Below are 25,801 nucleotides of genomic sequence, written 5' to 3'. Positions count from 1 at the left end.
GTCGTCGTTCCCCGGGCGGGGGATCGTTACGCCGGCTCACGACCCGGACGCAGGTCACAGCCGCGCACGGAGGACCATCGTGCGACGTGACCCGCACCGCCCCGCCCGCCGCCGGCGGCGTCCGCCCCGGCACCGACCACCGCCGCGGCCTCGCGCTGATCGGGCTCGCGATCGTCCTCACCGGCCTCAACCTGCGGACGGCGGTCACCAGCGTCGGCCCGGTGCTCGGGGAGCTGGAACGGGGGCTGGGCATCTCCAGCGGCCTCGCCGGGCTGATCACGTCCATGCCGGTGCTGTGCTTCGCCGTGATCGGCTTCGCCGGGCCCCCGCTGTCGGCCCGGTTCCGGGATTCCCACGTCCTGGCCGGTGCCCTCCTGGCGATGGCGGCCGGGCTGGTCCTGCGCAGCCTCGCCGGCGGCTTCCCGCTCTTCCTGGCCGGCACGGCGGTCGCGATGATCGGCGGGGCGCTGGGCAACGTGCTGCTCCCCGGCCTGGTGAAGCGGTACTTCCCCGGCCGGACCGGGCTGCTGGTGGGCGCCTACAGCACGGCCCTCGGCCTGGGCGGCGCCACGGCCGCGATGGCGGCCCAGCCGATCGCCGACGCGGCCGCCGGCGAGGGCTGGCGCTGGGCGCTCGGGGTCTGGGCGGTCCCGGCCCTGGCCGCCGCGGCCGTGTGGCTCACCGTCCGGGCCACCCCCGGCGCGTCCCGCGCGACCCACGCGGCGGTGCGCATGCGGGACCTGGTGCACAGCCGGATGGCGCTGGCACTGACGGTGTTCTTCGGCATCCAGGGGCTGCAGGCCTACATCGTCATCGGTTGGTCCGCGCAGTACCTGCGCGAAGCCGGGCTGAGCGCGGCCACGGCGGGGCTGCTGCTGGGCCTCAACTCGGTGGTCGGTCTCCCGGTGAGCGCCCTCGTCCCGTCGCTGACCGTGCGCCCGCGGTGGCAGCGGCCGCTGCTGCTGGGCTTCCTGACCTGCTACGTCGCCGGCTGGGTGGGCCTGTGGCAGGCGCCGACGACCGCGCCCTGGCTGTGGATGGGCCTGCTGGCACTGGGCATGGGCACCTTCGCGATGGTGCTCACCCTGATCGGCCTGCGTGCCCGCACGCCGGAGACGACCGCCGCGCTGTCGACCGTCGCGCAGGGCTGGGGCTACGTGATCGCCGGGGTCGGCCCGCTGCTGGTCGGCGTCCTGCGCGGGATCACCGGGGACTACACCGGCATGTTCGTCCTGGTGCTCGCCGGCGTGGCCGGCCTGGCCGTGAGCGGCTGGGTGGCGACCGGCCAGCGCTACGTCGACGACGAGGTGGACCGGTCCGTCCCCGGCTGGTCGGCCACCGGCACGCGGACCGAGGTGCTGGAGTCGGCCGGGGCCGAGGCGCCGGCCAGCGCGCAGATCAGGGACGACCCCCGCGACTGACTAGGGGCGCCGGGTCTCCGCGCGGGTGAAGTTCCGGTACGAGCGCGACGGGGTCGGACCCCGCTGGTCCTGGTAGCGGGAGCCGTACACGGCCGAGCCGTAGGGGTGCTCCGAGGCGCTGGTGAGCCGGAAGAGGCACAACTGGCCGATCTTCATGCCGGGCCAGAGGGTGATCGGCAGGTTCGCCACGTTCGACAGCTCCAGCGTGATGTGCCCCGAGAACCCCGGGTCGACGAAGCCGGCCGTGGAGTGGGTGAGCAGCCCCAGGCGACCGAGCGACGACTTGCCCTCCAGGCGCGCGGCCAGGTCGTCCGGGACGGAGACCACCTCGAGGGTCGACCCCAGCACGAACTCACCCGGGTGAAGCACGAAGGGCTCCTCGCCGTCGGGCTCGACCAGGGTGGTGAGGTCGTCCTGCTGCTGCGCCGGGTCGATGTGGGTGTACCGCGCGTTGTTGAACACGCGGAAGAACCGGTCCAACCGGACGTCGATGCTCGAGGGCTGCACGAGCGCCGGGTCGTAGGGCTCGATGCCCAGGCGTCCCTCGGCGATCGCGCCGGTGATGTCGCGGTCGCTCAGCAGCATGGCGCGGAGTCTAGGGACCGCCCCGCTCACCTCTCCGGGGGAACCTGCCGCGCGGGCCCTCGTCCCATTCCGCGCGGGTGCCGACACCACGGGAGAGGGCCGCCCGTCGGGGCCGGCCCGGAGCTGCTGCGCCCCGTCCGACTTCCCCGCGCGGACGGGGCGCAGTGCCGTGCGACACGTCCCGCCCGGACGGTCGGCTGCCGATGACTCCGACAGGACGACCACCAGGAGGACGAACGTGCTCGACACCCGACCGGCGCCGCCGCCCGCGCGCGGCGCCCATCGGACGATCCGGCCGACCGGCGTCGAACGGACGTTCGCGGCCGACGAGCTGATCGTCTCGAAGACGGATCCGCGCGGGGTGATCACCTACGCCAACGACGTCTTCCTGCGGGTCAGCGGGTACGCCGCCCGCGACGTCATGGGGCAGCCGCACAACCTCATCCGGCACCCCGAGATGCCCCGGGCGGTCTTCCAGCTGCTCTGGGACACGCTCGCCCAGGGTCAGGAGCTGTTCGCCTACATCAACAACCTCGCCTCGGACGGCGCCCACTACTGGGTGCTGGCCCACGTCACGCCGTCGCACGGTCCGGACGGCCGGCTGATCGGCTACCACTCCAACCGCCGGAAGCCCTCCCCCCGCGCGGTCGACCGGATCCGCCCGCTCTACGACCAGCTGCTCGCCGAGGAACGCCGGCATCCGACGGCGAAGGCGGCCGTGGCGGCCTCGAGCCGGCTGCTGGCCGAGACGATCGAGCAGCGGGGCGGTTCCTACGAGGAGCTCGTCTGGTCGGTCATCTCCAGCGAGGAGCGCTGACATGGGCATCCGCGGAACCCGCGCCTCGAGCCGCACCGACGCCGAGGAGCTCGAGCTCTACCGCGCCTTCGTCCGGTCGCTCACCGACGTCTGCGACGCGGCCGCCCGTGGCGACCTCGAGGCCCGCAGCCATCTGGACCCGGCGATCGAGGCGGTGCCGGAGCTGCGCACCCTGCACGACGCCGCGAACCGCATGCTCGACGTCGCCGACGCCTTCGTGCGCGAGTCCTCGGCGGCCCTGACGTCGGCGGCCGAGGGACGCTTCCACCGGCGGCTGCTGGAGCGCGGGCTGCTCGGGGCGTACCGCTCCAGCGCCACGGCGATCAACAGCGCGCGGGCCGCCATGCAGGAGACGGCCGGCCGGGTGATCGAGGCGCAGACGTCCCGGCTGCGCATGGCCGACGAGTTCGAGTCGGTCGTCCTGGCGATGTCGGAGCAGGTGGCCACGGCGTCCACGGAGATGAGTGCGTCGGCGTCCGGCCTCGGCACGGCAGCGGCGGCGGCCAGCACCGAGGTGGGGACGGCGCAGCAGACGATCGCCTCGCTGACGCAGTCGTCGGCCGAGATCCGGGAGATCATCGCCATGATCGACGCCGTCGCCGCCCAGACCCGGCTGCTGGCCCTCAACGCCACCATCGAGGCGGCCCGCGCCGGCGAGGCGGGCAAGGGCTTCGCCGTCGTCGCGTCGGAGGTGAAGGACCTCGCCGACCAGACCGGCCGCGCCACCGAGCGGGTCACCGCCCAGGTGGAGCAGATCCGGCAGGCGGCCGACGCGGTCGCCTCGGGGATGGGGACCGTCGGGACGACGGTGGGCGAGATGAACGCCCTCGTCGACGGGATCACCGCCGCGGTGGACGGGTCGTCGTCGCTGTCGCCAGGTGCCGACGACACCACGGGTCTGTCGCAGATGGCCGAGAAGCTGCGGTCGGAGGCGACCGGCTTCCTGGCCGAGATGCGGCGCTGATCAGGGGGTCCGCTCCCGCTCGCCGACGGTCCCAGGTAGTCTGGCGGGCGTCCGCGGGTGTAGTTCAATGGTAGAACATCAGCTTCCCAAGCTGACAGTGCGAGTTCGATTCTCGTCACCCGCTCCGCATGGCGAAGGCCCAGGTCGATCGACCTGGGCCTTCGCCGTCCCGCGGGTCAGACGGCCCGGGCGGACCCCTCGTGGATGCTGCCGACGCGGTCCAGTAGCTCGGTCATCTGCTCGCCCCCCATCGGCCGGGCGTAGTGGTAGCCCTGCGCGATGTCGCAGCCCAGGGCGCGCAACGCCGTCACGTGCTCGGCCCTCTCGACGCCCTCGGCGACGACGGTGAGGCCCAGGTTGTGGCCGAGGTCGATGGCGGTGCGCACGAGGACCGCGTCGTGTGCGGCGGTGGTCATGCCGAGGACGAACGAGCGGTCGATCTTCAGCTCGTCGACGGGCAGCCGGCGCAGGTGGGCCATGGAGGAGTAGCCGGTGCCGAAGTCGTCGATCGAGATCTTCACGCCCAGGTCGTGCAGACGCTGCAGGACGTCCGTGCAGCGCGCGGTGTCGCCCATGACCGCGCTCTCGGTCACCTCGAGCCGCAGCAGCCGGGCGGGCACCCCGTGCTCGGCGAGCAGCCGCCCGACGAGGTCGGGCAGGCCGGCGTCGAGCAGGCAGCGGGTGGACAGGTTGACCGCCACCGGCACCGCGTGGCCGGCGTCCGACCAGAGCCGCATCTGGCGCAGCGCGAGCCCGAGCACGTGCTCGGTCAGCCGCAGGATGATGCCGGTGCCCTCGGCGGCCGGGATGAAGTCGCCCGGGGGGATGAGGCCCTGGGTGGGGTGCTGCCAGCGCAGCAGCGCCTCCATGCCCTCGATGCGCTCGCCGTCGAGGGTGTACTTGGGCTGGTAGTGGAGGAACAGCTCGCCGGTGCCGTCCAGGGCACGGCGGAGGTCACCGAGCACGCTGAGCCGCGCCGGGGCCGTGACGTGCTCCTCGGGCTGGAAGACCACCGCGCCGGCCTTGAGCTCCTTGGCGACGTACATGGCGATGTCGGCGTTGCGCAGCAGCACCTCGGTGTCGGTCCCGTGCCACGGGGAGACGACGATCCCCACGCTGGCCTCCACGTCGAGGGACACGCCGTCGACCCCGAAAGGCCGGTGCAACGCCTCGCGCAGCCGCTCGGCCACCTGCTCGGCCTCCGCGACGCCGTCCACGAGGGGCAGCAGGACGGCGAACTCGTCGCCGCCGAGCCGGGCGACGGTGTCGCCCTCGCGCAGCACCGACCGCAGCCGCGGACCCACCTGGCGGAGCAGCTTGTCCCCGCACGAGTGGCCGAGGGTGTCGTTGATCTCCTTGAAGCGGTCCAGGTCGATCAGGAGCAGGGCGACCTCGCCGTCCGCCCGGCCGGCCGCGGCCAGGCCCTGGTCGAGGCGGTCGCGCAGCAGCGCCCAGTTGGGCAGCCCGGTCAGGGCGTCGTGCGTGGCCTGGTGGCGGTCCCGCTCGGCCGAGGTCTGCAGGTCCTCGGTCTGGCGACGGAGCTTCCTCGACGCCGAGGCGATCAGGCGGAAGACGACGAGGTAGAAGACGGTCAGGCTGGCGACCAGCGCGATCGTCATGGTGCGGACGTCCTCGGCGATCGCGGCCGCGACCGGCGCGTAGGGCAGGTAGACCTCGATGACGCCGTCCGGCCCCGCCGTCCCGCCGTACTGCAGCGGGACGTAGACCTCGAGCAGCTGGTGGGCACCGTCCTCGCTCGTGGCGCTGTCGTCGGCCGAGTGGGCGAAGCCGGAGACGACGTAGCCGTCCAGCGCGGCGCCCAGCTCACCGGAGCCGGAGGATTCGCCGACCAGTTCCGGGTTCTCCGAGTGGTAGACGATCGTGCGGTCGCGGTTGAAGATCTTGAGCTCGACCGGGTCGAACGCGGCGAGGGCGGGGCCCGCCGTCCCGGGTTCCTCGGCGGCGTCGTCGACCACGTCCTCCACGTCCGCCAGGCGGGCGGCGTCGAAACCGCCTGCGAGGTCGGCCGGGGTGAGCTGGGGCTGCAAGCCCAGGCGCACGGCCATGAGGGCGGCATCCTCCGCCTGCTGGCGGGCACGGTCCTCGATGGCGGAGCTCAGCACGGCGGAGAGCACGACACCGAGGGCGATCGTGAGCAGCAGGCTCACGACGCCGAAGCGGGTGAGGAGACTGGCGCTCCGCAGCCGCCGGAGAGGGCTCATGGCGCAACCATCGGGTCGATCACCCCCTTCCTTGAACCGACCCCGACAACCCCCCTCCACGGGGTGACCGCGGGTTTCGGTGCATGTCGGAGGGTCTGGCGCCGAAACTTTCGATGCGCAAGCGTGGTCATCTAGTCACGCAGTGTGTGGACACGTCGGGATGACAACAGAACGGTGCCGGTTCGCCTCTCTCCGGGTGCGGGCCGGGCCCTTGGTCCCTGGGAGCCCCCCGGGCCGCCCACCACGATTCCGGCCATGAGCGAGATCCGTTCCCCCCGGGAATCCGATCCGGTGCCCGCGACGCCGGAGGAGCCGGCCCCGCAGGGACGGGCCGACGAGGAGCCCGCGGCCGGCGTCGAACCGCTGCGGCTGCCCCCGCTGCTGCCCCGCCGGCAGAACCCGTGGCTGATCGTGGAGGTGGACGGCTCGCCGACGGGGCACGGCGCCCTGGTGTGGGCACTGCGCGAGGCGGCGCGGCGGGAGGCGACCGTCGTGGCGGTGCACGTGCTCGACGACCCCGGCGGCAGCCCGCTGGACGGGACCGGCCGGGTGCACCTGCGCACCCGGGCCGCCGCGCACGACCGCCTGGAGGCCCACGTCCTCCGGGCGATCGCGGAGACCGGGGTGCACGGACGGAGCCGGACGGCGGTGCTCGACCGGCCGGTCTTCGAGGCGCTCACCGCCGCCACCCACGGTGCCGACCTCGTGGTCGTCGGTGCCCACGGCAAGACGCTGCTCCGGCAGGCCGTCCCCCGCCCCCAGACCCACCGGCTCGCGCGTGGCGCCTGAGCGCCGCTCCCCCGCCGCGCCGCGACGGGAACCCGCCGCTCGCGAACCGCTGTCCGAGCCCGGCCGGGGCTCCTACCGTCGGGCCGTGCCCCCGCCCGACGACCCGGCTCCCCCACCGGTCGGCAGCACGGCCGCCTCGCAGGGTGACGCGCGGGGCGTCCCGACTCTCACGGCCGCCCTGCGCGCCGCCGCCTCGGGCAGCCACCTGGAGGCGACCCTGCACGACATCGTGCAGGCGGCGGTGCGGCACGTCGACGCCAGCTACGGGGCGCTCGGGGTACTGACCGCGGACGGCCTCCGGCTCGACCGATTCGTGATCGTGGGCATGGACGACGACGACCGCGAGCGCATCGGCCGGCCCCCCGAGGGCCACGGCATCCTCGGCCTCCTGGTCGCCGAGCCGACGACGCTCCGGCTCGACGACCTCGGCGAGCACGCCGCCTCGCTGGGCTTCCCCCCCGGGCACCCGCCGATGCGCTCCTTCCTCGGGGTGCCGGTCCGCGTCGGGGAGGCGGTCTTCGGCAACCTCTACCTGACCGAGAAGCGCACCGGTGGGCCGTTCACGCCGGCCGACGCCGAGGTCGTGCAGGCGCTGGCCGGAGTCGCCGGGATGGCCATCGAGAACGCGCGGCTGGCCCAGCAGGCCGAGATCCGCCGCCGATGGGCGCAGGCGGCCACCGAGATGGCCACCGCCCTGCTGTCGGGCGCCGACCCGGAGGCGGTGCTCCGGGCGGTGTCGACCCGGGTGTCGGCGCTCACCAACGCCGACGTCGCCGGCGTCCTGGCTCCCAGCCCGGACCGGTCGACGCTGACCATCCTGACCGCGGTCGGCGAGGGCGCCGACGACCTCGAGGGCGTCCGCGTGCCCCTGGCCGGGACCCAGCTCGGCGAGGCGTACGAGACGGGCGCGGCCCGGGTGATCGACGACATCGGTGCCGCGCCGGTGGACGGCACCCGCGCGGCGGTCGTCGAGGAGCTCACCGAGGGCTACGGCCCTGCCCTGGTGGCGTCACTGGGCACCGGGGGCAACCGCGGCCTGCTCGTGTCCCTGCGGTCGGCCGGCAGCCCGCCCTTCTGCCCGAACGAGCGGGACCTGCTGCAGACGTTCGCCGCCCAGGCGTCGGTCGTGCTGGAGCTGGCGCACTCCCAGCAGCGCGCCCGCCGCCTTCAGGTCCAGGCCGATCGGGAGCGCATCGCCCGGGACCTGCACGACCACGTCGTCCAGCGGATCTTCGCCACCGCCCTCTCCCTGGACCGGCTCGGCCGCTCGGTGGAGTCCGACCGCGCCGACGTCGCCGCGGCGCTGTCCCAGCGCGTCGAGGACCTGCACGGGACGATCGCCCGGATCCGTTCCTCGATCTTCGAGCTGCACGAGGCGAGCGACGCGTCGGAGGCGGCCTTCCGGAGCCGGCTGGCCGAGGTGGTGCGGTCGGTCACCGACGGGCACGACGTCCGCCCGGACCTGCGCATCCGCTGCGACCACGACGAGCTGCCGCCCGATCTGGTCGCCGATCTGGTGGCGGTGGTCCGCGAACTGGTGACCAACGTGGTGCGGCACGCACGGGCCCGGCGGCTCACCGTCGCCGTCGACGTCCGGGAGAGCGCCCGGGTGGTGGTCACCGACGACGGGGCCGGACTGCCCCCGGTCACCGTGCGCAGCGGGCTGGCGAACCTGGCCGACCGTGCCGAGCGGCGGGGCGGAGCCCTGCGCTGCACCTCCTCCCCGTCGGGCACGGAGATCCGCTGGACGGCGCCGATGCCCGCCTGACCGTCACCCCCCGGAGCGCTCCCCCGTGCTCCGGTCGCGCAGCTCCGTCGCGAGGATCGCCGCCTGGGTGCGCCGCTCGAGCCCGAGCTTGGCCAGCAGGTGGCTGGTGTAGTTCTTCACCGTCTTCTCCGCCAGCCCCATGCGGGCGCCGATCTGGCGGTTGGTGAGCCCCTCACCGATCAGCGCCAGCACGGTGCGCTCCTGGTCGGTCAGCAGGGCGAGCCGGTCGCTCCCGGCCGGAGCCGGCGCGCTCACCCGTGGACCCCGCGGCGCGACCTCGTCGAACAGCGTCCCGCCGGCGGCGATCGTCTTGACGGCGGACACGAGGGCCGGCCCCCGGATCTGCTTGAGCAGGAAACCCGAGGCGCCGGCGCGGACGGCGGCATCCAGCGCATCCTGCTCCGCGAAGCTGGTCAGCACGAGGCAGCGCAGTCCGGGGACCCGGTCGCACAGGCCACGGCACAGGTCCGCGCCGTCCCCGTCCGGCAGGCGCATGTCGACGACCACCAGGTCGGGGCGCACGGCCGGGACCCGTGCCTGCGCCTCCGCCACGGAACCGGCGTCACCGACCACCGAGATGCCGGGATCGTCCTCCAGCACCTCCGCCACCCCGCGGCGGACGACCTCGTGGTCGTCGACGAGGAAGACCCGGACCGGGCCGTTCGACGGCTGCACCGGTGACCACCTCCCCCATGGCCGTGATCTGGATCACACAGCCTAGGTGATCATGGGAGGTGTCGCGACGTCACGCCGGCATGAGCAGCGCGGCGTACAGCGTCAGGCCGGGACCGAAGGCCATGACCACGACCGGCCCGTCGACGTCGGCCATCTCCTCCAGCACCAGCAGCACCGTGGCCGACGAGCAGTTGCCGTGCTCGGCCAGCACTCGGCGCGAGGCGGCCATCTGCTCCTCGGCGAGGCCGAGCTCGTCCCGGACGACGTCGAGGATGCGCGGCCCGCCGGGGTGCACCGCCCAGCCGGCGACGTCCTCGATCCGCAGGCCGGCCGAGCCGAGCAGCTCCTCGACCACCCCGCCGACGTGCCGGGACAGCACGTCGGGCACCCGCGGCGACAGGCCCATGCGGAAGCCGAGGTCGGTGACGTCCCAGGTCATGTGGTCGGCGGTCGATGCGTCGGTGCGCGCCACCATCCCGGCGACCCGGCGTCCGCGCGACGCACCGGGCTCCAGCACGACGGCGGCCGCCGCGTCGGAGAACAGCGCGTGCGCCACCACCTGCTCGAGGTCCCGCTGCGCCGGCTGCACGTGCAGGCTGGTCAGCTCGCAGCACAGCAGCACCGCCGGACGGGACCGGGCCGTCACGAAGTCGCTGACCGCGGCCAGGCCCGGGATCGCGGCATAGCAGCCCATGTGCCCGACCAGGAGCCGCTGCAGCCCGACCGGCATGCCGAGGTCGCTGGCCAGCCGGATGTCCAGGCCCGGCGTCGCGTACCCGGTGCAGGTGGCGACGGCGAACAGCCCGACGTCGCCCGGCGCGAGGCCGGCGGAGTCCAGCGCCCCGGCGACGGCCTGCTTGCCCAGCGGCAGCGCCTCCTGGACGTAGCGCTCCATGCGGGCGCCGGTCCCCCACTGGCTGAGGTCCTCGTCCATCGGGCTGGCCACCGCGTGCCGGCGTCGCACGCCCGCGCTCTGGAAGATCCGGTGCGCGGCGCGCACGCCCTCGTAGTGCCGGGCGAAGTACCCGCTCCACACGTCGTCCTGCTCGAAGGTCGCCGGGAGGGCGGACCCCACGCCGGTCACGACCGCGCTGGTCACGGCATCTCCTCGCTGGCGCTCGTCGGCCGTGACCACAGCGGTGCTGCGTCTTCGCGCGAGCTCGCAAGCTCGCTCACGGGGTCTCCGGGGCGCACGGGCTCGGCGTCATGCGTCGACGGTACGTGGCACACAACCCGCCCGCCGCCTCAGCGTTTCCGCCCGTAACCGGCGAAGACGACGGCCGTCGAGCGGATCGGCTTCATCGCGACCGTCGTCCGCCGGCCCAGCTTCCAGGCGATCGCCTGCCGCATGGACGGGCGCAGGCCCACCAGCCGCAGGTCGAGCCCCAGCCGGTCCGCCGCCGCCAGCAGGCGCTCCCGGTCGACGAACAGCGCGGGGTCGTGCAGCCCGCGGGGCGGGCCCCCGGGCACCCGCTCGAGCAGGTGCACGTTGACCAGGGTCGACAGCCGGCCCGCGGCGAGCGCGTCGAGCACCAGGGCGCCGCCGGGCCGGAGCAGCCGCGCGCACTCGGCGAGGACGCCCACGTCGTCCTCCACGTGCTCGAGGATCTCCCCGGCGAGGACGACGTCCGCGCAGCCGTCCGCGAGCGGGACCGCCAGAACCGATCCGCGGACCGGGAGCACGCCGTGCCGCCGCGCCAGTTCCAGGCCGCGGATCCCGATGTCGACCCCGACGTGCCGGTAGCCGAGGCGCTCGACGTACGGTCCCATGAGACCGCCGCCGCAGGCCAGGTCGACCAGGACGGCACCGGGGTGCGGGGCCGGGGGGACGTGCTCGGCGCGCGAGGCGGCCAGCCAGTGCAGCGCGGCGAACTCCCCGTCGTGCCGCCACCACTCGTCGGCCAGCTGGTCGTACTGCGCGGGATCGTTGCGGCGCATCGACGCAACCTAGCCCGTGCGCGGGTCGCACCCCCACTCCACCAGGCGATCCTCGTCGCCTCCGGGTGTCGGGTGGCCCCGACCGCGGTACCGCAGCCCCGTGACGGACGAACGGCCAGGGGTGGAGCAGACCGCGCGCACGCGTGGGGAGACCCGCGAGGAGGTCCTCGACCGGAACCTGGGCGACGTGCTGCAGGAACTGCGCGTGGTGCTGACCGGCGTGCAGGTCCTGTTCGGGTTCCTGCTCACCCTCGCGTTCACCGCCGACCTCGACACCCGGGGGACCTTCGCGACCAGCGTGTACACCATCACGCTGCTGAGCATCGCGGCGGCGACGGTGGTCCTGATCGCGCCCGTGTCGTTCCACCGCATGGTGTTCCGGCGCGGCCGCCGGGAGGAGCTGGTGGCCTTCGCCGACCGCTCGCTGCGCTGCGGGCTGGGCCTGCTGCTGCTCGGCATCGTCAGCGCCCTGCTGCTGGTCCTCGACGTGGCGCTCGGACGGTGGCCGGCGTTCGCCGGCTGTGGCGCCGTCGCGCTGCTCGGCGCCGTGACCTGGTACGCGCAGCCCCTCCGCCGGCGCTGAGCCCCGCCGTCCGGTCTGGTACTGCTTGGGGCCCGCCGTCCAGCCCGGAGGTCTCCGCGTGTCCGTCACCGTCGTGGGCAGCCTGAACGAGGACGTGCTGGTCGCCGTCGACCGGCTGCCGGCCCGGGGCGAGACGGTGATCGGCCGCTCCGCGGTCCTGGCGCCCGGCGGCAAGGGCGCCAACCAGGCCGCCGCCGCGGGGCTGCTGGGCCCGGGCGTGCACATGGTCGGCCGCGTCGGCGAGGACCCGGCCGGCGACCGGCAGCTGGCCGCGCTGGCCGGGTCCCGCGTGGACGTCAGCCGGGTGCGGCGCACACCGGGCCTGCCCACCGGCTCGGCCACCATCCCGGTGGAGGAGGGCACCGGCGAGAACCTGATCGTCGTCGTCCCCGGCGCGAACGCCGAGCTCTCGCCGGCGGACGTCGACGTCGAGCCGGTCCGCCGCGCGGACGTGCTGCTGCTGCAGCTGGAGGTGCCGATGGACGCGGTGCACGGAGCCGCCGCGGCGGCCGGCGGACGGGTCGTCCTGACGCCCGCACCTCCCCGGCCCCTGTCCGAGGAGCTGCTGGCCCTCGTCGACGTGCTGGTCCCCAACGAGCACGAGCTCGTGCAGCTCACCGGGGCCGCCGCCGGCGAACGGACGCCCGCCGAGCTGGCCGCGCTCGCCCGCCGCATCAGCGGCCCGGTCGTGGTGGTGACCCTCGGCGCCCGGGGCGCCCTCCTGGTGCGCCGCGACGGCTCCCCCGCCCTGCTGCAGGCCCCGCCGCCGGTGGCGGCCGTCGACACCACCGGCGCGGGCGACTGCTTCTGCGGCGCGCTCGCCCAGGCCCTGGCCACCGGCCGGGACCTGCCCGCGGCGGTGCGGTTCGCGGTGACCGCCGCCGCCCTGTCGACGACCGGCCCCGGCGCCCGCGGCGCGCTCCCGGACGCCGAGGCCGTCGAGGCGCTGCTGCCCCGGGTGCCGGCGGCCGAGCCGGTCGGCTGAGCAGGGGTTTCCGTGGCGACGGGAGGGGCACAGGCCGGGCAGTCGACGGATCGAGGAGGACCCGCCATGACCGAGCCCGGTCGCACACCGCACACGTCCGAGAACGCCGAGGGCGACCGGCCCGGGGACGACGAGACCGGCGGCCGCACCCCGCACCCCGAGGAGCCGGCGGAGGGCACGGACGCCGGTCAGGGCGAGGGCGCGGACACCCCCGACACCTGATCAGGCCACAGGTTCCTGTGCCTGGGCGGCCTTCTCCTGCACCCGTAGCTCGCGGCGGAGGATCTTGCCGCTGGCCGACTTGGGCACCGCCTCGATGAACTCCAGCTGCCGGACCCGCTTGTAGGGCGCGCTGCGCTCGGCGACGAAGGCCATCACGTCGTCCTCGGTGGCGGTGCTGCCCGGCGCCCGGACGACGAAGGCCTTGGGCACCTCGTCGCCCCGCTCGTCGTAGACGCCGATGACCGCGGCGTCGGCCACGTCCGGGGAGGCCAGCAGCAGCGCCTCCAGCTCGGCCGGCGCCACCTGGTAGCCCTTGTACTTGATCAGCTCCTTGACCCGGTCGACGACGTGCCACCAGCCGTTCTCGTCGACGGTGCCGATGTCGCCGGTGTGCAGCCAGCCGTCGGCGTCGATGAGGGTGTCGGTCTCCTCCTGGCGGCCGAAGTAGCCCTTCATCCGCTGCGGGCCGCGGATCCAGATCTCCCCGGGCTCCCCGGTGCCGACGTCCTCGCCGGTCTCGACGGACACCAGCCGGGCCTCGGTGGACGGGAACAGCTTGCCGATGGTGCCGGCCGGCGCGTCGTGCGCCGTGCCGTCGGGCACCAGGTGGGTGCCGGGCGAGAGCTCGGTCATGCCGTACGCCTGGCCGAGCTCGGCCCCCATCCGGCGGGAGGCGATCGCGCCCAGCTCGGCGTCCAGCGGCGCGGCCGCGGAGAGGATGAAGGTGAGGGCGGAGAAGTCCCGGCCCTCGAACGCGGGGTGCTTGGCCATGGCGAGGACGACGGGTGGCGCGACGTAGGCGCGGGTGATCCGGTGCTGCTCGAGGACGTCGATGAACTGCGCCAGGTCGAAGCGCGGCAGCACGACGACGGTCGCCCCCTTGCGCAGGGCCACGTTCATCAACACGGTCATGCCGTAGATGTGGAAGAACGGCAGGACGGCGACGATCCGGTCCTCCGGCCCCATGGTGTGCAGCACGTCGATCTGGGCCAGGTTCACCCCGATGCTCGCGTGGGTGAGCATCACGCCCTTGGGCAGGCTGGTGGTGCCGCTCGAGTACGGCAGCACGGCGACGTCCTCGGCGGCGTCCACCGGCACGTCCGGCACCGGGCCGGTGCTCGCGAGCAGCTCCTGGACGCTGCGGTGCCCCTCGACCTGGTCGCAGGTCCACACCGGGCGGTCGCCGGCGGCATCGACGGCGACCGGCAGCAGCGGGCCCACGGTGATCACCAGGGTGGCCTTGCTGTCGTCGAGCTGGTTGGCCATGTCCTTCGCGGTGGTGAGCGCGCTCAGCGTCGTCACGGTCGCGCCGGCCCGGCTGGCCGCGTAGAAGACCACCGGGTAGAGCACGGTGTTGGGGCTGTGCAGGGCGACGACGTCCCCCGGCCGCACCCCGTTCTCCGCGAACCCGGCCGCCATCCGCTCGACCATGTGCGCGAGCTGGGCGTAGCTGATCGTCTGGCCGCTGACGCCGTCGACCAGCGCGGGGTGGTCGCCGCGCTCGGCGGCCCCGGCCAGCACGGTCTGCCAGATCGGCGTCGTGGGGGTCTGGACGGGCGGGTACTCGCTGGTGTGGATGCGGGGCTCGGGCACGGTTCCTCCGGTTCTCCGTGCTCCACCGCGATGGAGCACGACGTCGTCGTCAGTAGGAGCGGGGCAACTTCAGGTCGTGCTGGGCCACGAAGCTCAGGATCATCTCGCGGCTGACGGGGGCGATCCGGCTGAGCCGGGAGGCCACGAGCAGGGCGCCGACGCCGTACTCCTGGGCGAGCCCGGCGCCGCCGTGGGTCTGCACCGCCTGGTCGACGGTGCGCGCGGCGGCCTCGGCGGCGGCGTACTTGGCGCTGTTGGCCGCCAGCCCCGCCTCGGCGTCCCGGCCCCGGTCGATCAGCCAGGCGGCCTTCTGGGTCATCAGCCGGGCCAGCTCGATCTCGATCTGGCAGGCGGCCAGCGGGTGGGCCAGCCCCTGGTGGGCGCCGATCGGGGTGCCCCAGACGGTGCGCTCGCGGGCGTAGTCGGTGGCCTTGCGCATGGCCAGGCGGGCGACACCGAGGGAGAACGCCGCCGCCATCACCCGCTCGGGGTTGAGCCCCGCGAACAGCTGCGCGATCCCCGACTCGGGGGAGCCGACCAGCGCGTCGGCCGGCAGCCGGACGTCGTCCAGGAAGACGGAGAACTGCCGCTCCGGGCTGACGATCTCCATCGGGATCGGCTGGGCGGTGAGCCCCGGCGCATCCGTGGGGACGACGAACAGCGCCGGCCGGAGCGTGCCCTTCGGCCCGTCCGCGAGCCGGCCGACCACGAGCACGGCGTCGGCGAGGTCGACGCCGCTGATCCAGGTCTTGCGGCCGGTGAGCACCCACTCGTCGCCGTCCCGCCGGGCGGTGGTGGTGATCTCGTGGGAGTTGGAGCCGGCGTCGGGCTCGGTGATGGCGAAGGCCATGATCGACGAGCCGTCGGCCAGGCCGGGCAGCCAGCGCTGCTTCTGCTCCTCGGTGCCGAACCGTGCGATCACCGTGCCGCAGATGGCCGGGGAGACGACCATCATCAGCAGTCCGCAGCCGGCGGCGCCGAGCTCCTCGCACACCAGGGACAGCTCGACCATGCCGCCGCCCCCGCCGTACTCCTCGGGCAGGTTGACGCCCAGGAAGCCGGCCTTGCCGGCCTCCCGCCAGAGCGCGTCGGTGCTGCCGCCGGAGCGCGCCTGCTCCAGGAAGTAGGACTGCCCGTAGCGCGAGCCGAGGTCGGCCACCGCCGCCCGGAGCGCCCGCAGCTCGTCGCCCTCGTCGAAGTCCAGCGTCACGTGCACTCCTCGCTGACGCTCGTCGCACACGTGCCGCGCGGTGCTCTGTCTCTGCGTGCCCTCGCAAGCTCGGTCACGGGTCCTCCTGCTCGATCACGGCCAGCACGGTGCCGGCGTCCACCTGGGCCCCCGGGACGACGTCCAGGGAGCGCACCACGCCGGCGGTCCCGGCCACAACGGGGTGCTGCATCTTCATCGCCTCGAGGACCAGGAGCCGCTGCCCGGCCGCGACCGCGTCCCCGACCGCGACGTCCACCGCCGTGACCGTGCCGGGCATGGGTGCGACGAGTGAACCGGCCGCGACCGCGGCGGCGGCGTCGGGGAAGCGGGGCAGCAGGCGCAGGGCCACGGCCCAGCCGTCCCCGTCGACGTCCACCGCGTCCCCGTCGACGGAGACCGCCAGCCGGTGCTCGACGCCGGCCACCTCGAGGACGACGTCCGCCGGGCCGGCGGAGACGAGCACCACGTCCTCAAGATGCTGGCCGTCGCGCCCCTCGACCAGCAGCCCGCCCCGGGTGTGCCGGAGGCCGACCTCGACGGTCTCCCCGGCGGCGTCGAACGCCGTCCACTGCGGCTGCGACGGCACGTTCCGCCAGCCGCTGGGCAGCTCCGCCAGCACGCCGGCGTCCCGGCGTCCGGTCGCCTCCACGGCCAGGGCGCCGGCCAGCGCGGCGAGCCCGACCTCGCGCGGCCTGGCCAGCGGAGCGGCGAGGACGTCGAGTCCGATCCGCTCGAAGAACCCGGTGTCGATGCGCCCGGCGAGGAACTCGGGGTGCCGCAGGGTGCGCACCAGCAGGTCGCGGTTGGTCGTCAGCCCGTGGATCCGGGCACCGGCCAGGGCGGCGGCCAGCCGGGCGGCCGCCTCGGCCCGGGTCGGGGCCCAGGCGATCACCTTCGCCAGCATCGGGTCGTACGCCGTCCCCACCGTCGTGCCGTCGACGACGCCCGGGTCCAGCCGCACGCCGGGCCGGTCGGGCACGTCGAACGTGGCGCGCACGCCAGGGACGGCGAACCGGCGGACCGGGCCGCCGGTCGGCCGCCAGCCCTGCCCCGGGTCCTCGGCGTAGAGCCGCACCTCGATCGCGGCGCCCCGGGGCCCCGGCGGGTCGGCCGCCAGCCGCTCCCCCGCCGCGATCCGCAGCTGCTCGGCGACGAGGTCGAGGCCCGTCACGCACTCGGTGACCGGGTGCTCGACCTGGAGGCGGGTGTTGGTCTCGAGGAACCAGAAGGTGCCGTCGTTCCTCGCGAGGAACTCGACGGTGCCCGCGCCCACGTAGTCGATGGCCTTCGCGGCGGCCACGGCGGCGGCCGACAGCTCGGCGCGCAGGGCGTCGTCCACCATCGGGGACGGCGTCTCCTCGACCACCTTCTGGTGCCGGCGCTGCAGCGAGCACTCCCGCTCGCCGAGGGACCACACGGTGCCGTGCGCGTCGGCGAGGACCTGCACCTCCAGGTGCCGGCCCGCCTCGACGTAGGGCTCGCAGAACACGGCCGGGTCCCCGAACGCGCTGGCGGCCTCGGCCCGCGCGGCGGCGAGCGCCCCGGGCAGCTCGGCGAGCGTGCGGACGACGCGCATGCCGCGGCCTCCCCCGCCGGCGCTGGCCTTGACGAGGACCGGCAGGTCGCGGTCGGTGACGGTCTCCGGGTCCAGCTCGGGCAGCACGGGGACGCCGGCATCGGCCATGAGCTCCTTGGCCTGCACCTTCGAACCCATGGCGTCGATGGCCGCCGGCGGGGGGCCGATCCAGACCAGGCCGGCGTCGAGCACGGCCTGCGCGAACTCCGCGTTCTCCGACAGGAAGCCGTACCCGGGGTGGATCGCGTCGGCGCCGGAGGCCCGCGCGGCGTCGATCAGCAGGTCGGACCGGAGGTAGGTGTCGGCCGGCGCCGAGCCGGGGAGCCGTACGGCGCGGTCGGCCTCGGCGCGGTGCGGGCTGTCGGCGTCCGCGTCGGAGTACACCGCCACGGTGCCGATGCCGAGGTCGCGGCAGGTGCGGAAGACGCGGCGGGCGATCTCTCCGCGGTTGGCGACGAGGACGCGCTCGATCATCGGGGCGCTCACATCCGGAAGACGCCGAAGCCGGCGTCTCCCCTGCCGGCGCCGACGCCCTCGATCTCCCGGCTGCTGATCGCCGAGAGACACAGGCCCAGCACGGTGCGGGTGTCGCGGGGATCGATGACGCCGTCGTCGTAGACCCGTCCGGAGAGGAACTGCGGCAGGGATTCGGCCTCGATCTGCGCCTCGACGGCGGCCCGCATCGCGGCGTCCCCTTCCTCGTCGAACGCCGTCCCCCGTGCCTCGGCGGCGGCGCGGGCGACGATCGACAGCACGCCGGCCAGCTGCGCCGGCCCCATGACGGCCGACTTGGCCGACGGCCAGGCGAACAGGAACCGGGGGTCGTAGGCGCGTCCGCACATGCCGTAGTGCCCGGCGCCGTAGGACGCACCCAGCAGCACCGACAGGTGCGGCACCCGGCTGTTGGAGACGGCGTTGATCATCATCGCGCCGTGCTTGATGATCCCGCCCTGCTCGTACTCGCGGCCGACCATGTAGCCGGTCGTGTTGTGCAGGAAGACCAGCGGGGTGTCGCTCTGGTTGGCCAGGGCGATGAACTGCGCGGCCTTCTGCGCCTCCTGGCTGAACAGCACGCCCTGCGCGTTCGCCAGGACACCCACCGGGTGCCCGTGGATCCGCGCCCAGGCGGTGACCAGGCTCGGTCCGTACCGGGGCTTGACCTCGTCGAGGTCGGAGTCGTCGACGACGCGGGCGAGCACCTCCCGTGGGTCGAACGGGCGGGAGAGGTCGGTGCCGACGATGCCCAGCAGCTCCTCCTCGTCGGCGCGCGGCGGGACCGAGGGCCCCGGGGCGGGCCCGCGCTTGCGCCAGTTCAGCCGGGCGACGATCCGCCGCCCGATCCGCAGCGCATCGCGCTCGTCGATGGCGACGTGGTCGGCCAGCCCGCTGACCCGGCCGTGCATGGCGGCGCCGCCGAGCTCCTCCTCGTCGGCGATCTCCCCGGTGGCCATCCGCACCAGCGGCGGCCCGCCGAGGAAGACCTTCGCCCCGCCGTCGACCATCACCACGTGGTCGCTGAGGCCGGGCACGTAGGCGCCACCGGCCGTGGAGTTGCCGAAGACCAGCGCGATCGTCGGGATGCCGGCCGCCGACAGGCGGGTGAGGTCGCGGAAGAGCTGCCCGCCCGGGATGAAGATCTCCTTCTGCGTGGGCAGGTCGGCGCCGCCGGACTCGACCAGCTGGATCACCGGCAGCCGGTTCTCCCGGGCGATCTGCAGCGCGCGCAGCGTCTTCTTCAGCGTCCACGGGTTGCTGGCCCCGCCGCGGACGGTGGGGTCGTTGGCGATCAGGACGCACTCCACGCCCTCGACCACGCCGACCCCGGTGACCACGCTGGCGCCGACGGCGAAGTCGCTGCCCCAGGCGGCCAGCGGGGAGAGCTCGAGGAACGGGCTGCCGGGGTCGACGAGCAGCTCGATCCGCTCCCGCGGCAGCAGCTTGCCGCGCCTGCGGTGCCGGGCCACGGCCTTGTCCCCGCCACCGGCCAGTGCCTTCGCGTGCTCGGCCTCCAGGGCCGCGAGGGCGTCGAGCATCGCCTCCCGGTTGGCGGCGAACTCGGCCGACCCGACGTCCAGCGTCGAGCGGAACAGGCTCACAGCAGCTCCTCCGGGATGTCGAGGGTGCGGCCGCGGAGCCATTCACCGACGGCCTTGCCCTGCGGGTCGAAGCGCGCGCTGGCCGCCACGCCACGGCCGAGCAGGCCGTCGATCACCACGTTGACCGCCCGCAGGTTCGGCAGCGGGTGCACGGTGACCGGCAGGTCGGCCGCCTCCGGGAGGAGCTCGCGCACCCGCGCCGGCGTCAGGACGGCGGCGAGCCAGGCGGCGGCGGGGTCGGTGCGGGCCCAGAAGCCGATGTTCGCCGTCCCGCCCTTGTCGCCGCTGCGCGCCCGCGCCACCGCGCCGAGCGGCGCCCGGCGGGTGGGTCCCGGGACGGTCGACCCCTGCCCACCCGGGTGGGCAGGGGCCGACTGCCCGGGAGGCACCTCCTCGAGCGCTCGCATCACCGTCGGCGGCTCGATGTCGACGCGGCTGCCGTCGGGCAGGACGGCGACGTGCGGAACGGCGTCCTGCGGCACGTAGGCCGCCGTGTAGACGCCGAAGGGCGAGCCGTTGCCGGGCGGGGCCGTGAGGTGGAAGCCGGGGTAGCTCGCCAGCGCCATCTCCACCGCGGCGCCGCTGAACGCCCGCCCCACGACGTCGGCCGACGGGTCCAGCGCCGTGCAGCGGAGCAGCACGCTGGCCGATGCCTCCGTGTCGGCGTCCGGCCGCTGCACACCGACCGTCGACCACACCAGCTCCGCCGGCCGGGTCGTCAGGGCCGCCTCGAACTGCGCACGGGCGAACCGTGCCTTCGCCTCGATCCGGTCGCCGGTGAGCACGAAGGTGACCTCGTTGCGGTGCCCGCCGAGGGAGTTGAGGCAGACCTTGGTCGTGGGGGGCGGCAGCTCACCGCGGACGCCGGAGATCCGCACGCGGTCGGCGCCGTCGTCGGTCAGCGTGATCGTGTCGAAGCGGGCGACGACGTCCGGCCCGGCGTACCGGGGACCGCCGATCTCGTACAGCAGCTGGGCGGTGACGGTGTCGCGGTCCACCACGCCGCCCGTCCCGGGGTGCTTGGTGATCACGCACGAGCCGTCGGCGGAGAGCTCGGCCAGCGGGAAGCCGGGGTGCAGCAACTGCTCGAGCGGGTGCTCGTCGAAGGCGGAGAGGTTGCCGCCGGTGGCCTGCGCCCCGCACTCGAGGACGTGCCCCGCCACGACCGCCCCGGCCAGCGGGTCGAGGTCGTCCCGGCCCCAGCCGAAGTGGGCGATGGCCGGCCCGACGACGAGCGAGGCGTCGGTGACCCGCCCGGTGACGACGACGTCCGCCCCGGCGCGGAGGCACTCGGCGATACCGAAGGCGCCGAGGTAGGCGTTCGCGGTCAGCGGCGTCCCGAGTCCCAGCTCGCCGGCGCGCGACAGCAGGTCGTCGCCCTCCACCGACGCCACCGCGGTGCCGAGCCCGAGCCGGGCGGCCAGGTCGCGCAGCGCCCCGGCGAGCCCGGCCGGGTTCAGGCCGCCGGCGTTGACGACGATCCGCACGCCGCGCTCGGCGGCCAGACCCAGGCACTCCTCCATCTGGGCCAGGAAGGTGCGGGCGTAGCCGCGCGAGGGGTCCGCGCTCCGGTCCCGGCCCAGGATCAGCATCGTCAGCTCGGCCAGGTAGTCACCGGTGAGGACGTCGAGCGGGCCGCCGTCCAGCATCTCCCGGACGGCCGCCCGCCGGTCGCCGTAGAAGCCCGAGGCGTTGCCGATCCGCAGCGGCCGGGTCACCCCTGCGCCCCGGCGGGGAGGCGTTCCTCGCCGGCCGGGCCGGCGAACGCCTGCGCCACGTCCAGCCACCGCTCGGCGTCCCGGCCGACGGCCTCCAGTGCCAGGTCGGCGCGGTGCCGCCGCCGCGTCACGCGGAGGCAGAAGTCCAGCGCCGGTCCGACGACGCGTTGCTCGGCGTCCTCGGGACCCCAGGCCCACGTCGCCCCGTCCGGCGCGGTCAGTTCCACGTGGAACGGCGCCTCCGGTACCGGCAGGCCGCGCTGCCGGAACGCGAAGTCGCGGGTGCGGACCCCCAGGTGTGCGACGTGCCGCAGGCGGGGCGAGGCGGTCGGGGGCAGGCCGAGCGCGTCCGTGACGTCCAGGCCGTGCGCCCAGGTCTCCATGAGCCGCGCGGTCGCCATCGACATCGGGCTCATCGGGGGGCCGAACCACGGCAGCCGTTCGCCGGCCGGGGCGCCGGCCAGGGCCCCCGCGAGTGCGGCGCGGGTGGCCCGCCACCGGTCCAGGAGGCGGGCCGGCGCGATCTGGGCCACCTCCCGGGCGCCGTCGTCGACCATCGTGTCGAGCCGCTCCGCCACCTCGGCGGCCGCCGTCCGGAACGCCTCGGGGTCGGTCAGCGCGCGCAACGCCCACTCGTCGGTCCAGGTCAGGTGGGCGATCTGGGTGGCGATCGTCCAGCCCTGCGCCGGGGTGGGCGTGAGCCAGGCCGTGTCCTCCAGGTGCGCCACCACGTCGTCCAGTGCCGCGCCCTCGTCGGCGAGGTCGGCGAGGACCTGCACCTGATCCGCCACACCGACCTCCCGACAGACGGGACTGACCGCCCGTACGGTCAGCCTGGGGTGTGACCTGCGTCGCCGTCAAGCCCCTCGGCGCGACCTGCGGCCACCGCCTCGGCGACCACCTGCGCCACCAGACCGGACCGATCGGCCAGCGTGGCAGCGCGCGCCCGGTCCACCAGCACCCCCGCGAGGAACGTCTCGACGAACGACGCCGCCACGTCGGCCACCTCGCGCGGGCCCGCCGGGTCGAACCAGGTCCACATCCAGTGCACCGAACCGAACAGCTGGAGGGTGCGGAGCCGGTCGTCGCCGGGGCGGAACACCCCCGCGGCGGTGCCCTCGGCGAGCACCCGCTCCACCAGCTCCCGGTACTCGCCGCGGAGCGACTGCGACGTCTCCATCCCCGGCTCGGCGGCGAAGCGCAGCACCTCCCGCTGGAACGCCACCGTCGCGGTGCGGTCGACGACCTGGTAGCGCACGCCGAGGTGGACGAAGGCGGCCAGCCGTTCGGCCGGACCGGTCAGCCGTGCCCACACCACCTGCACCTCGGCCAGCCGCCGGCGCATGTAGCCCTCGTGCAGCTCGCGCAGCATCCGGTCCTTGGTGCCGAAGTGGTGCACGATCGTGCCCTTGCTGATCCCCAGCTCCAGCGCCAGGTCGCCGAAGTTCGTCCCGTCGTAGCCACGCTCGGCCACGGCGCGGGTGAAGGCCGCGAGGATGTCGGCGCGCCGGCTGTCACGGCGTGGCCCGGTGGATCCACCGGGCGGGAGCGGGCGGGCGACCACGACGTGACCGTACGGACGGTCGGTACCCCTGGCCAGCGTCCACCCCGGTACGGCAGGCTGCCGCCCGTGCTCCTCGACGCGGCGTTGCTCTCGACCGGCATGGACGACATCGCGGGCACCGCCCGCGACCTGGAGGAGCGCGGCTACGCGGCGCTGTGGGCCTCCGAGGTCGACCACGACCCGTTCCTCCAGCTGTTTGCCGCCGGCCAGGCGACCGGACGGCTGCAGGTCGGCACAGCCATCGCGGTGGCCTTCGCCCGCTCCCCGATGACCCTGGCCACGACGGCGCACGACCTGCAGCGCTACACCCGGGGCCGGTTCGTGCTCGGCCTGGGCACCCAGATCAAGCCGCACGTGGAGCGCCGCTTCTCCATGCCCTGGAGCGCGCCGGCCGCCCGGATGCGCGAGTTCGTCGGCGCGCTGCGCGCCATCTGGGACGCCTGGCAGGAGGGCACCCCGCTGCGCTTCGAGGGCGAGTTCTACCGGCACACCCTGATGACGCCGATGTTCTCGCCACCGGCGCACGAGTGGGGCGCCCCGCCGGTGTACCTCGCGGCGGTGGGGCCGCTGATGACCAGGCTGGCGGGAGAGGTGGCCGACGGGCTGCTGGTGCACGGCTTCACCACCGAGCGCTACCTGCACGAGCGGACGCTCCCGGCGCTCGACGAGGGCCTGGCGTCGGCCGGCCGGGGCCGGGCCGACGTCGCGGTGACCCTGCCCGGACTGGTGGTCTCCGGCCGCGACGAGGCGGAGATGGCCGCGGCCGCGTCCGCCGTCAAGGCCACCATCGCCTTCTACGGGAGCACCCCGGCCTACCGGCCGGTCCTCGAGCTGCACGGCTGGGAGTCCCTCGCCGACGAGCTGCACGGCCTCTCGGTGAGCCGGCGGGAGGACAAGTGGACGGCGATGCGCGACCTGGTCGACGACGAGGTCCTCGCGACGTTCGCCGTCGTCGCCGAGCCCGCCGACGTCGGGGCCGCCGTGCGCCGGCGCTACGACGGGCTGGTCGACCGCTTCAGCGTGTACGCGTCCTACCCTGCGCCGCTGGACCTCTGGACCCCCCTGGTGGAGTCGTTCCGCTGACCCGGGGACGGCCCGAACACCCCCTCCGACCTGGGCGTACGTGAGCGATCTCTCACCACCGGTGGGGCGAGATCACGCCTCCGGGCGTTTCCCGGGCCGCCCGCTGCGGGCAGGCTGGACCCATGGCGGACAACCAGAGCGACGTACGAGTATCCGACGACTCCACCGAGGCCCAGACGGAGGGCTCGGGCAGCCCCGAGGCGGCCGCGACGACCGTGGCCCGCATGCTGGCCAACCCCCGCCGCATCCGGCGGAACTGAACGGCAGCACGCTTCCCCCGGCCCCCGGCCCCCGGCCCCCGCGCGCCCGCGCGGGCCCCGGGCGGGGTGGTCACCGCAGGCCGCGTCGTGACGGTGCGTAGCCACATCGGTCTCAGCGCCCCCCGCCGCCTCGGCAAACCCGTGGACCTCTCGTCACCCAGCGCTACGTCGGTCGGCGTGCCGCGAACTGCTCCGTCACGCAGGTGGTGCACGATCGCTGCGTGACCGCCGCCCTGCACCTCGCTGCCGACGCCACCGGAACCTCCGCCGACTCGGGAGCCCCGGTCCGTCGCAGCCGTGCCGAGCGCCAGGCGATCGTGCTGGACACCGCGGAGCGGCTCTTCGCCGGGCGCAGCTCGCGCAGCGTCGGCATGGACGAGCTCGTCCGCGAGACCGGCCTGGGCAAGATGACGGTCTACCGGCTCTTCAAGAGCAAGGACGACCTCGTCGGGGCCTACCTCTCGCGCAAGGCGGCCACCCTCCTCGCCTTCATCGACGCCGAACTGGTGCGGCTGCAGGGCGACCCGCGGGCAGCCCTGCTCTCGGTCGTGGACGCCGTCGAGCGCGACGTGACCCGCACCGGCTTCCGCGGCTGCCCGTTCAACAACGTCAGCAGCGAGTACGACGACCCGGAGCACCCTGCGCGCAGCGCCGCCGCCGACTACAAGTTCGAGCTCTACAGCCGGCTGGAGCGGCTCGCGGAGCAGGTCGCCCCGGGCCACGGCGAGGACCTCGCGGCCCAGCTCCACCTGATCATCGACGGCATGTACCTCTCCGGTGGCCTGCTGGGCCCGGACGGCCCGGCGTCGCACGGCCGGCGGCTCGCCGAGCGCCTGATCGCCATCGCACAGGGCCGGGCCTGACGGGCGGCTGATCGCGCAGCCCCGCAGGATGGGGGCGTGACGGACGACCGGACCCGCCCCGACCTCGACGACACGACCGTCGAGGGGCTCGGCAAGCTCTCGGAGGCCCTGGAGACCGTCGAGCAGGCCCGCGGCCTGCTCTACGGCTTCCACCAGCTGACCGGCAAGGCCGACCTGCTGCTCCAGGACGCCGTCGAGCTGCTCCGCGAGGCCGGGCACACCGACCTCGCCGCCGACCTGGACCGCGACCTGGTCGGCCGCAACGTGATCGCCGACCGGTGGACGTTCCAGATCGTCGAGGACTACGACGCGAACTACTGGACGACCTTCCGCGGCCTCGACGCGCGTGCCCGCGACGAGCTGGCCGGCGGCGACCGGCACGTCCACGAGGCGCGGATGAAGCAGCGCGAGCGCACCGCCGGCCACCCCCGCCACGAGACCGGCCCCTCCCTCGACGGCTGACCACGCCACGATCAGCCTCCCTGATCGTCGGGCGTCCTCCCTCACCGCCCACCGTGGGGGAGGACGCCGCATGATCAGGGTCCCCGGGCTCAGGGGGTCGTCGCAACACCCTGACTGAGTGGGGGTCGGGTATGGCGAGGACGGCGGAGCTCCAGCATCAGCGGCGGGCGTTCTGGACCGGGATCCGGGACGGGCTGCCGACCGTTGCCGCGGCGAAGCGATCAGGCGTGTCGCAGGCGCGTGGATTTCGGTGGTTCCGTGAGTGTGGCGGGGTGTCACCTGTCGAACTGAGCGAGCCGACCGGCCGATATCTGGACCTGGCCGAGCGGGAGGAAATCGCCTGCGGTCTGGAACGGGGGGAATCCCTGCGGGCGATCGGCCGCCGCCTTGGCCGGTCGGGGTCCACG

The 25,801-nt window shown here is 74.6% G+C and carries 25 protein-coding genes and 1 tRNA gene; 14 read left to right on the top strand and 12 right to left on the bottom strand.

The window, feature by feature from the left end; translation table 11 throughout:
* Positions 1–86: 86 nt before the first annotated feature.
* Positions 87–1,421 (top strand): MFS transporter, encoded by a 1,335-nt coding sequence (locus BM142_RS18825; protein ID WP_254791070.1) that lies wholly within the window; start codon positions 87–89, stop codon positions 1,419–1,421.
* On the opposite strand, the gene dcd is transcribed toward BM142_RS18825, so the two are convergent.
* Positions 1,422–2,006, bottom strand: coding sequence for a dCTP deaminase (gene dcd / locus BM142_RS18820; RefSeq protein WP_092202102.1), 585 nt, complete (start codon positions 2,004–2,006; stop codon positions 1,422–1,424). It abuts the gene before it with no gap.
* Positions 2,007–2,244: 238 nt separating this feature from the next.
* Here dcd and BM142_RS18815 point away from each other — a divergent pair, with 238 nt between their 5' ends.
* The 3 genes from BM142_RS18815 (at position 2,245) to BM142_RS18805 (ending at position 3,911) form a co-directional block, all read left to right on the top strand.
* On the top strand, positions 2,245–2,823 hold the full coding sequence (locus BM142_RS18815; protein ID WP_217640792.1) for a PAS domain-containing protein: 579 nt from the start codon (positions 2,245–2,247) through the stop codon (positions 2,821–2,823).
* Between the two features lies 1 nt (position 2,824).
* Positions 2,825–3,787: a methyl-accepting chemotaxis protein gene (locus tag BM142_RS18810; RefSeq protein ID WP_092202100.1), complete on the top strand. Its 963-nt coding sequence runs from the start codon at positions 2,825–2,827 to the stop codon at positions 3,785–3,787.
* A 53-nt stretch (positions 3,788–3,840) separates the two neighbouring features.
* Positions 3,841–3,911: transfer RNA gene (locus tag BM142_RS18805), tRNA-Gly, on the top strand.
* 52 nt (positions 3,912–3,963) lie between these two features.
* On the opposite strand, the gene BM142_RS18800 is transcribed toward BM142_RS18805, so the two are convergent.
* The gene (locus BM142_RS18800) at positions 3,964–6,009 is read right to left on the bottom strand and encodes a putative bifunctional diguanylate cyclase/phosphodiesterase (RefSeq protein WP_092202098.1); all 2,046 of its coding nucleotides are present in this window, start codon (positions 6,007–6,009) and stop codon (positions 3,964–3,966) included.
* A gap of 255 nt (positions 6,010–6,264) precedes the next feature.
* Here BM142_RS18800 and BM142_RS18795 point away from each other — a divergent pair, with 255 nt between their 5' ends.
* Together BM142_RS18795 and BM142_RS18790 are read left to right on the top strand one after the other, a co-directional pair.
* Complete coding sequence (locus tag BM142_RS18795; RefSeq protein WP_092202096.1) at positions 6,265–6,798, top strand: universal stress protein; 534 nt, start codon at positions 6,265–6,267, stop codon at positions 6,796–6,798.
* An 85-nt stretch (positions 6,799–6,883) separates the two neighbouring features.
* Complete coding sequence (locus tag BM142_RS18790; RefSeq protein WP_254791069.1) at positions 6,884–8,566, top strand: sensor histidine kinase; 1,683 nt, start codon at positions 6,884–6,886, stop codon at positions 8,564–8,566.
* A 3-nt stretch (positions 8,567–8,569) separates the two neighbouring features.
* Here the strand turns inward: BM142_RS18790 and BM142_RS18785 are convergent, their stop codons facing one another.
* From BM142_RS18785 to BM142_RS18775, 3 genes are all read right to left on the bottom strand, one after another.
* Positions 8,570–9,241, bottom strand: coding sequence for a response regulator (locus BM142_RS18785; RefSeq protein ID WP_092202092.1), 672 nt, complete (start codon positions 9,239–9,241; stop codon positions 8,570–8,572).
* A gap of 70 nt (positions 9,242–9,311) precedes the next feature.
* Complete coding sequence (locus BM142_RS18780; protein ID WP_092202090.1) at positions 9,312–10,340, bottom strand: type III polyketide synthase; 1,029 nt, start codon at positions 10,338–10,340, stop codon at positions 9,312–9,314.
* 146 nt (positions 10,341–10,486) lie between these two features.
* Entirely contained in the window at positions 10,487–11,179 is a 693-nt protein-coding gene (locus BM142_RS18775; RefSeq protein WP_092202088.1) for a methyltransferase domain-containing protein, read from the bottom strand.
* Between the two features lie 100 nt (positions 11,180–11,279).
* On the opposite strand from BM142_RS18775, the gene BM142_RS18770 reads away from it, so the two are divergent.
* The 3 genes from BM142_RS18770 to BM142_RS24695 all read left to right on the top strand — a co-directional run bounded on the left by BM142_RS18770 (position 11,280) and on the right by BM142_RS24695 (position 12,969).
* Complete coding sequence (locus BM142_RS18770; RefSeq protein ID WP_092202086.1) at positions 11,280–11,762, top strand: DUF6328 family protein; 483 nt, start codon at positions 11,280–11,282, stop codon at positions 11,760–11,762.
* A gap of 58 nt (positions 11,763–11,820) precedes the next feature.
* Positions 11,821–12,747 carry a ribokinase gene (locus BM142_RS18765; protein WP_092202084.1) on the top strand — a complete coding sequence of 309 codons (927 nt, stop codon included), beginning with the start codon at positions 11,821–11,823 and terminating at the stop codon, positions 12,745–12,747.
* 66 nt (positions 12,748–12,813) lie between these two features.
* Complete coding sequence (locus BM142_RS24695) at positions 12,814–12,969, top strand: hypothetical protein (protein WP_175527355.1); 156 nt, start codon at positions 12,814–12,816, stop codon at positions 12,967–12,969.
* Here the strand turns inward: BM142_RS24695 and BM142_RS18760 are convergent, their stop codons facing one another.
* The 7 genes from BM142_RS18760 to BM142_RS18730 all read right to left on the bottom strand — a co-directional run bounded on the left by BM142_RS18760 (position 12,970) and on the right by BM142_RS18730 (position 22,726).
* The gene (locus BM142_RS18760) at positions 12,970–14,562 is read right to left on the bottom strand and encodes an AMP-binding protein (RefSeq protein ID WP_254791068.1); all 1,593 of its coding nucleotides are present in this window, start codon (positions 14,560–14,562) and stop codon (positions 12,970–12,972) included. It lies immediately after the preceding gene.
* A 49-nt stretch (positions 14,563–14,611) separates the two neighbouring features.
* Complete coding sequence (locus BM142_RS18755; RefSeq protein ID WP_254791067.1) at positions 14,612–15,772, bottom strand: acyl-CoA dehydrogenase family protein; 1,161 nt, start codon at positions 15,770–15,772, stop codon at positions 14,612–14,614.
* Between the two features lie 73 nt (positions 15,773–15,845).
* The gene (locus BM142_RS18750; protein WP_092202082.1) at positions 15,846–17,822 is read right to left on the bottom strand and encodes an acetyl/propionyl/methylcrotonyl-CoA carboxylase subunit alpha; all 1,977 of its coding nucleotides are present in this window, start codon (positions 17,820–17,822) and stop codon (positions 15,846–15,848) included.
* Between the two features lie 8 nt (positions 17,823–17,830).
* Positions 17,831–19,444 (bottom strand): acyl-CoA carboxylase subunit beta, encoded by a 1,614-nt coding sequence (locus tag BM142_RS18745; protein WP_092202080.1) that lies wholly within the window; start codon positions 19,442–19,444, stop codon positions 17,831–17,833.
* Positions 19,441–21,162, bottom strand: coding sequence for an acyclic terpene utilization AtuA family protein (locus tag BM142_RS18740; protein WP_092202079.1), 1,722 nt, complete (start codon positions 21,160–21,162; stop codon positions 19,441–19,443). Before BM142_RS18740 ends, BM142_RS18745 begins: the two co-directional genes overlap by 4 nt.
* Entirely contained in the window at positions 21,159–21,953 is a 795-nt protein-coding gene (locus BM142_RS18735) for a TIGR03084 family metal-binding protein (protein ID WP_092202077.1), read from the bottom strand. The genes BM142_RS18740 and BM142_RS18735 overlap by 4 nt, the downstream gene beginning before the upstream one ends.
* A gap of 38 nt (positions 21,954–21,991) precedes the next feature.
* On the bottom strand, positions 21,992–22,726 hold the full coding sequence (locus tag BM142_RS18730) for a TetR/AcrR family transcriptional regulator (protein WP_092202075.1): 735 nt from the start codon (positions 22,724–22,726) through the stop codon (positions 21,992–21,994).
* A gap of 66 nt (positions 22,727–22,792) precedes the next feature.
* Between BM142_RS18730 and BM142_RS18725 the strand changes: the two genes are divergently transcribed.
* From BM142_RS18725 to BM142_RS25695, 5 genes are all read left to right on the top strand, one after another.
* Positions 22,793–23,809: a TIGR03617 family F420-dependent LLM class oxidoreductase gene (locus tag BM142_RS18725; RefSeq protein WP_217640791.1), complete on the top strand. Its 1,017-nt coding sequence runs from the start codon at positions 22,793–22,795 to the stop codon at positions 23,807–23,809.
* Positions 23,810–23,931: 122 nt separating this feature from the next.
* The gene (locus BM142_RS24690) at positions 23,932–24,069 is read left to right on the top strand and encodes a hypothetical protein (RefSeq protein ID WP_175527354.1); all 138 of its coding nucleotides are present in this window, start codon (positions 23,932–23,934) and stop codon (positions 24,067–24,069) included.
* A gap of 221 nt (positions 24,070–24,290) precedes the next feature.
* Positions 24,291–24,932 (top strand): TetR/AcrR family transcriptional regulator, encoded by a 642-nt coding sequence (locus tag BM142_RS18720; RefSeq protein ID WP_092202073.1) that lies wholly within the window; start codon positions 24,291–24,293, stop codon positions 24,930–24,932.
* A gap of 36 nt (positions 24,933–24,968) precedes the next feature.
* Positions 24,969–25,394 carry a hypothetical protein gene (locus tag BM142_RS18715; protein WP_092202071.1) on the top strand — a complete coding sequence of 142 codons (426 nt, stop codon included), beginning with the start codon at positions 24,969–24,971 and terminating at the stop codon, positions 25,392–25,394.
* A 131-nt stretch (positions 25,395–25,525) separates the two neighbouring features.
* Positions 25,526–25,801, top strand: a 276-nt coding sequence (locus BM142_RS25695) for a helix-turn-helix domain-containing protein (RefSeq protein ID WP_139228944.1), incomplete at its 3' end; no start/stop codon positions are given.

Source organism: Blastococcus tunisiensis (genome assembly GCF_900112815.1).
Taxonomy (GTDB): Bacteria; Actinomycetota; Actinomycetes; order Mycobacteriales; family Geodermatophilaceae; genus Blastococcus_B; species Blastococcus_B tunisiensis.
The sequence above is the reverse complement of the archived record's forward strand: the minus strand, read 5'-3'. Positions and strand labels throughout refer to the sequence as shown.

Coding starts and splice junctions, on each gene's coding strand:
- dcd (WP_092202102.1), bottom strand. CDS start 2,006: ATGCTGCTGAGCGACCGCGACATCACCGGCGCGATCGCCGAGGGACGC.
- BM142_RS18810 (WP_092202100.1), top strand. CDS start 2,825: ATGGGCATCCGCGGAACCCGCGCCTCGAGCCGCACCGACGCCGAGGAG.
- BM142_RS18800 (WP_092202098.1), bottom strand. CDS start 6,009: ATGAGCCCTCTCCGGCGGCTGCGGAGCGCCAGTCTCCTCACCCGCTTC.
- BM142_RS18795 (WP_092202096.1), top strand. CDS start 6,265: ATGAGCGAGATCCGTTCCCCCCGGGAATCCGATCCGGTGCCCGCGACG.
- BM142_RS18775 (WP_092202088.1), bottom strand. CDS start 11,179: ATGCGCCGCAACGATCCCGCGCAGTACGACCAGCTGGCCGACGAGTGG.
- BM142_RS24695 (WP_175527355.1), top strand. CDS start 12,814: ATGACCGAGCCCGGTCGCACACCGCACACGTCCGAGAACGCCGAGGGC.
- BM142_RS18750 (WP_092202082.1), bottom strand. CDS start 17,822: ATGATCGAGCGCGTCCTCGTCGCCAACCGCGGAGAGATCGCCCGCCGC.
- BM142_RS24690 (WP_175527354.1), top strand. CDS start 23,932: ATGGCGGACAACCAGAGCGACGTACGAGTATCCGACGACTCCACCGAG.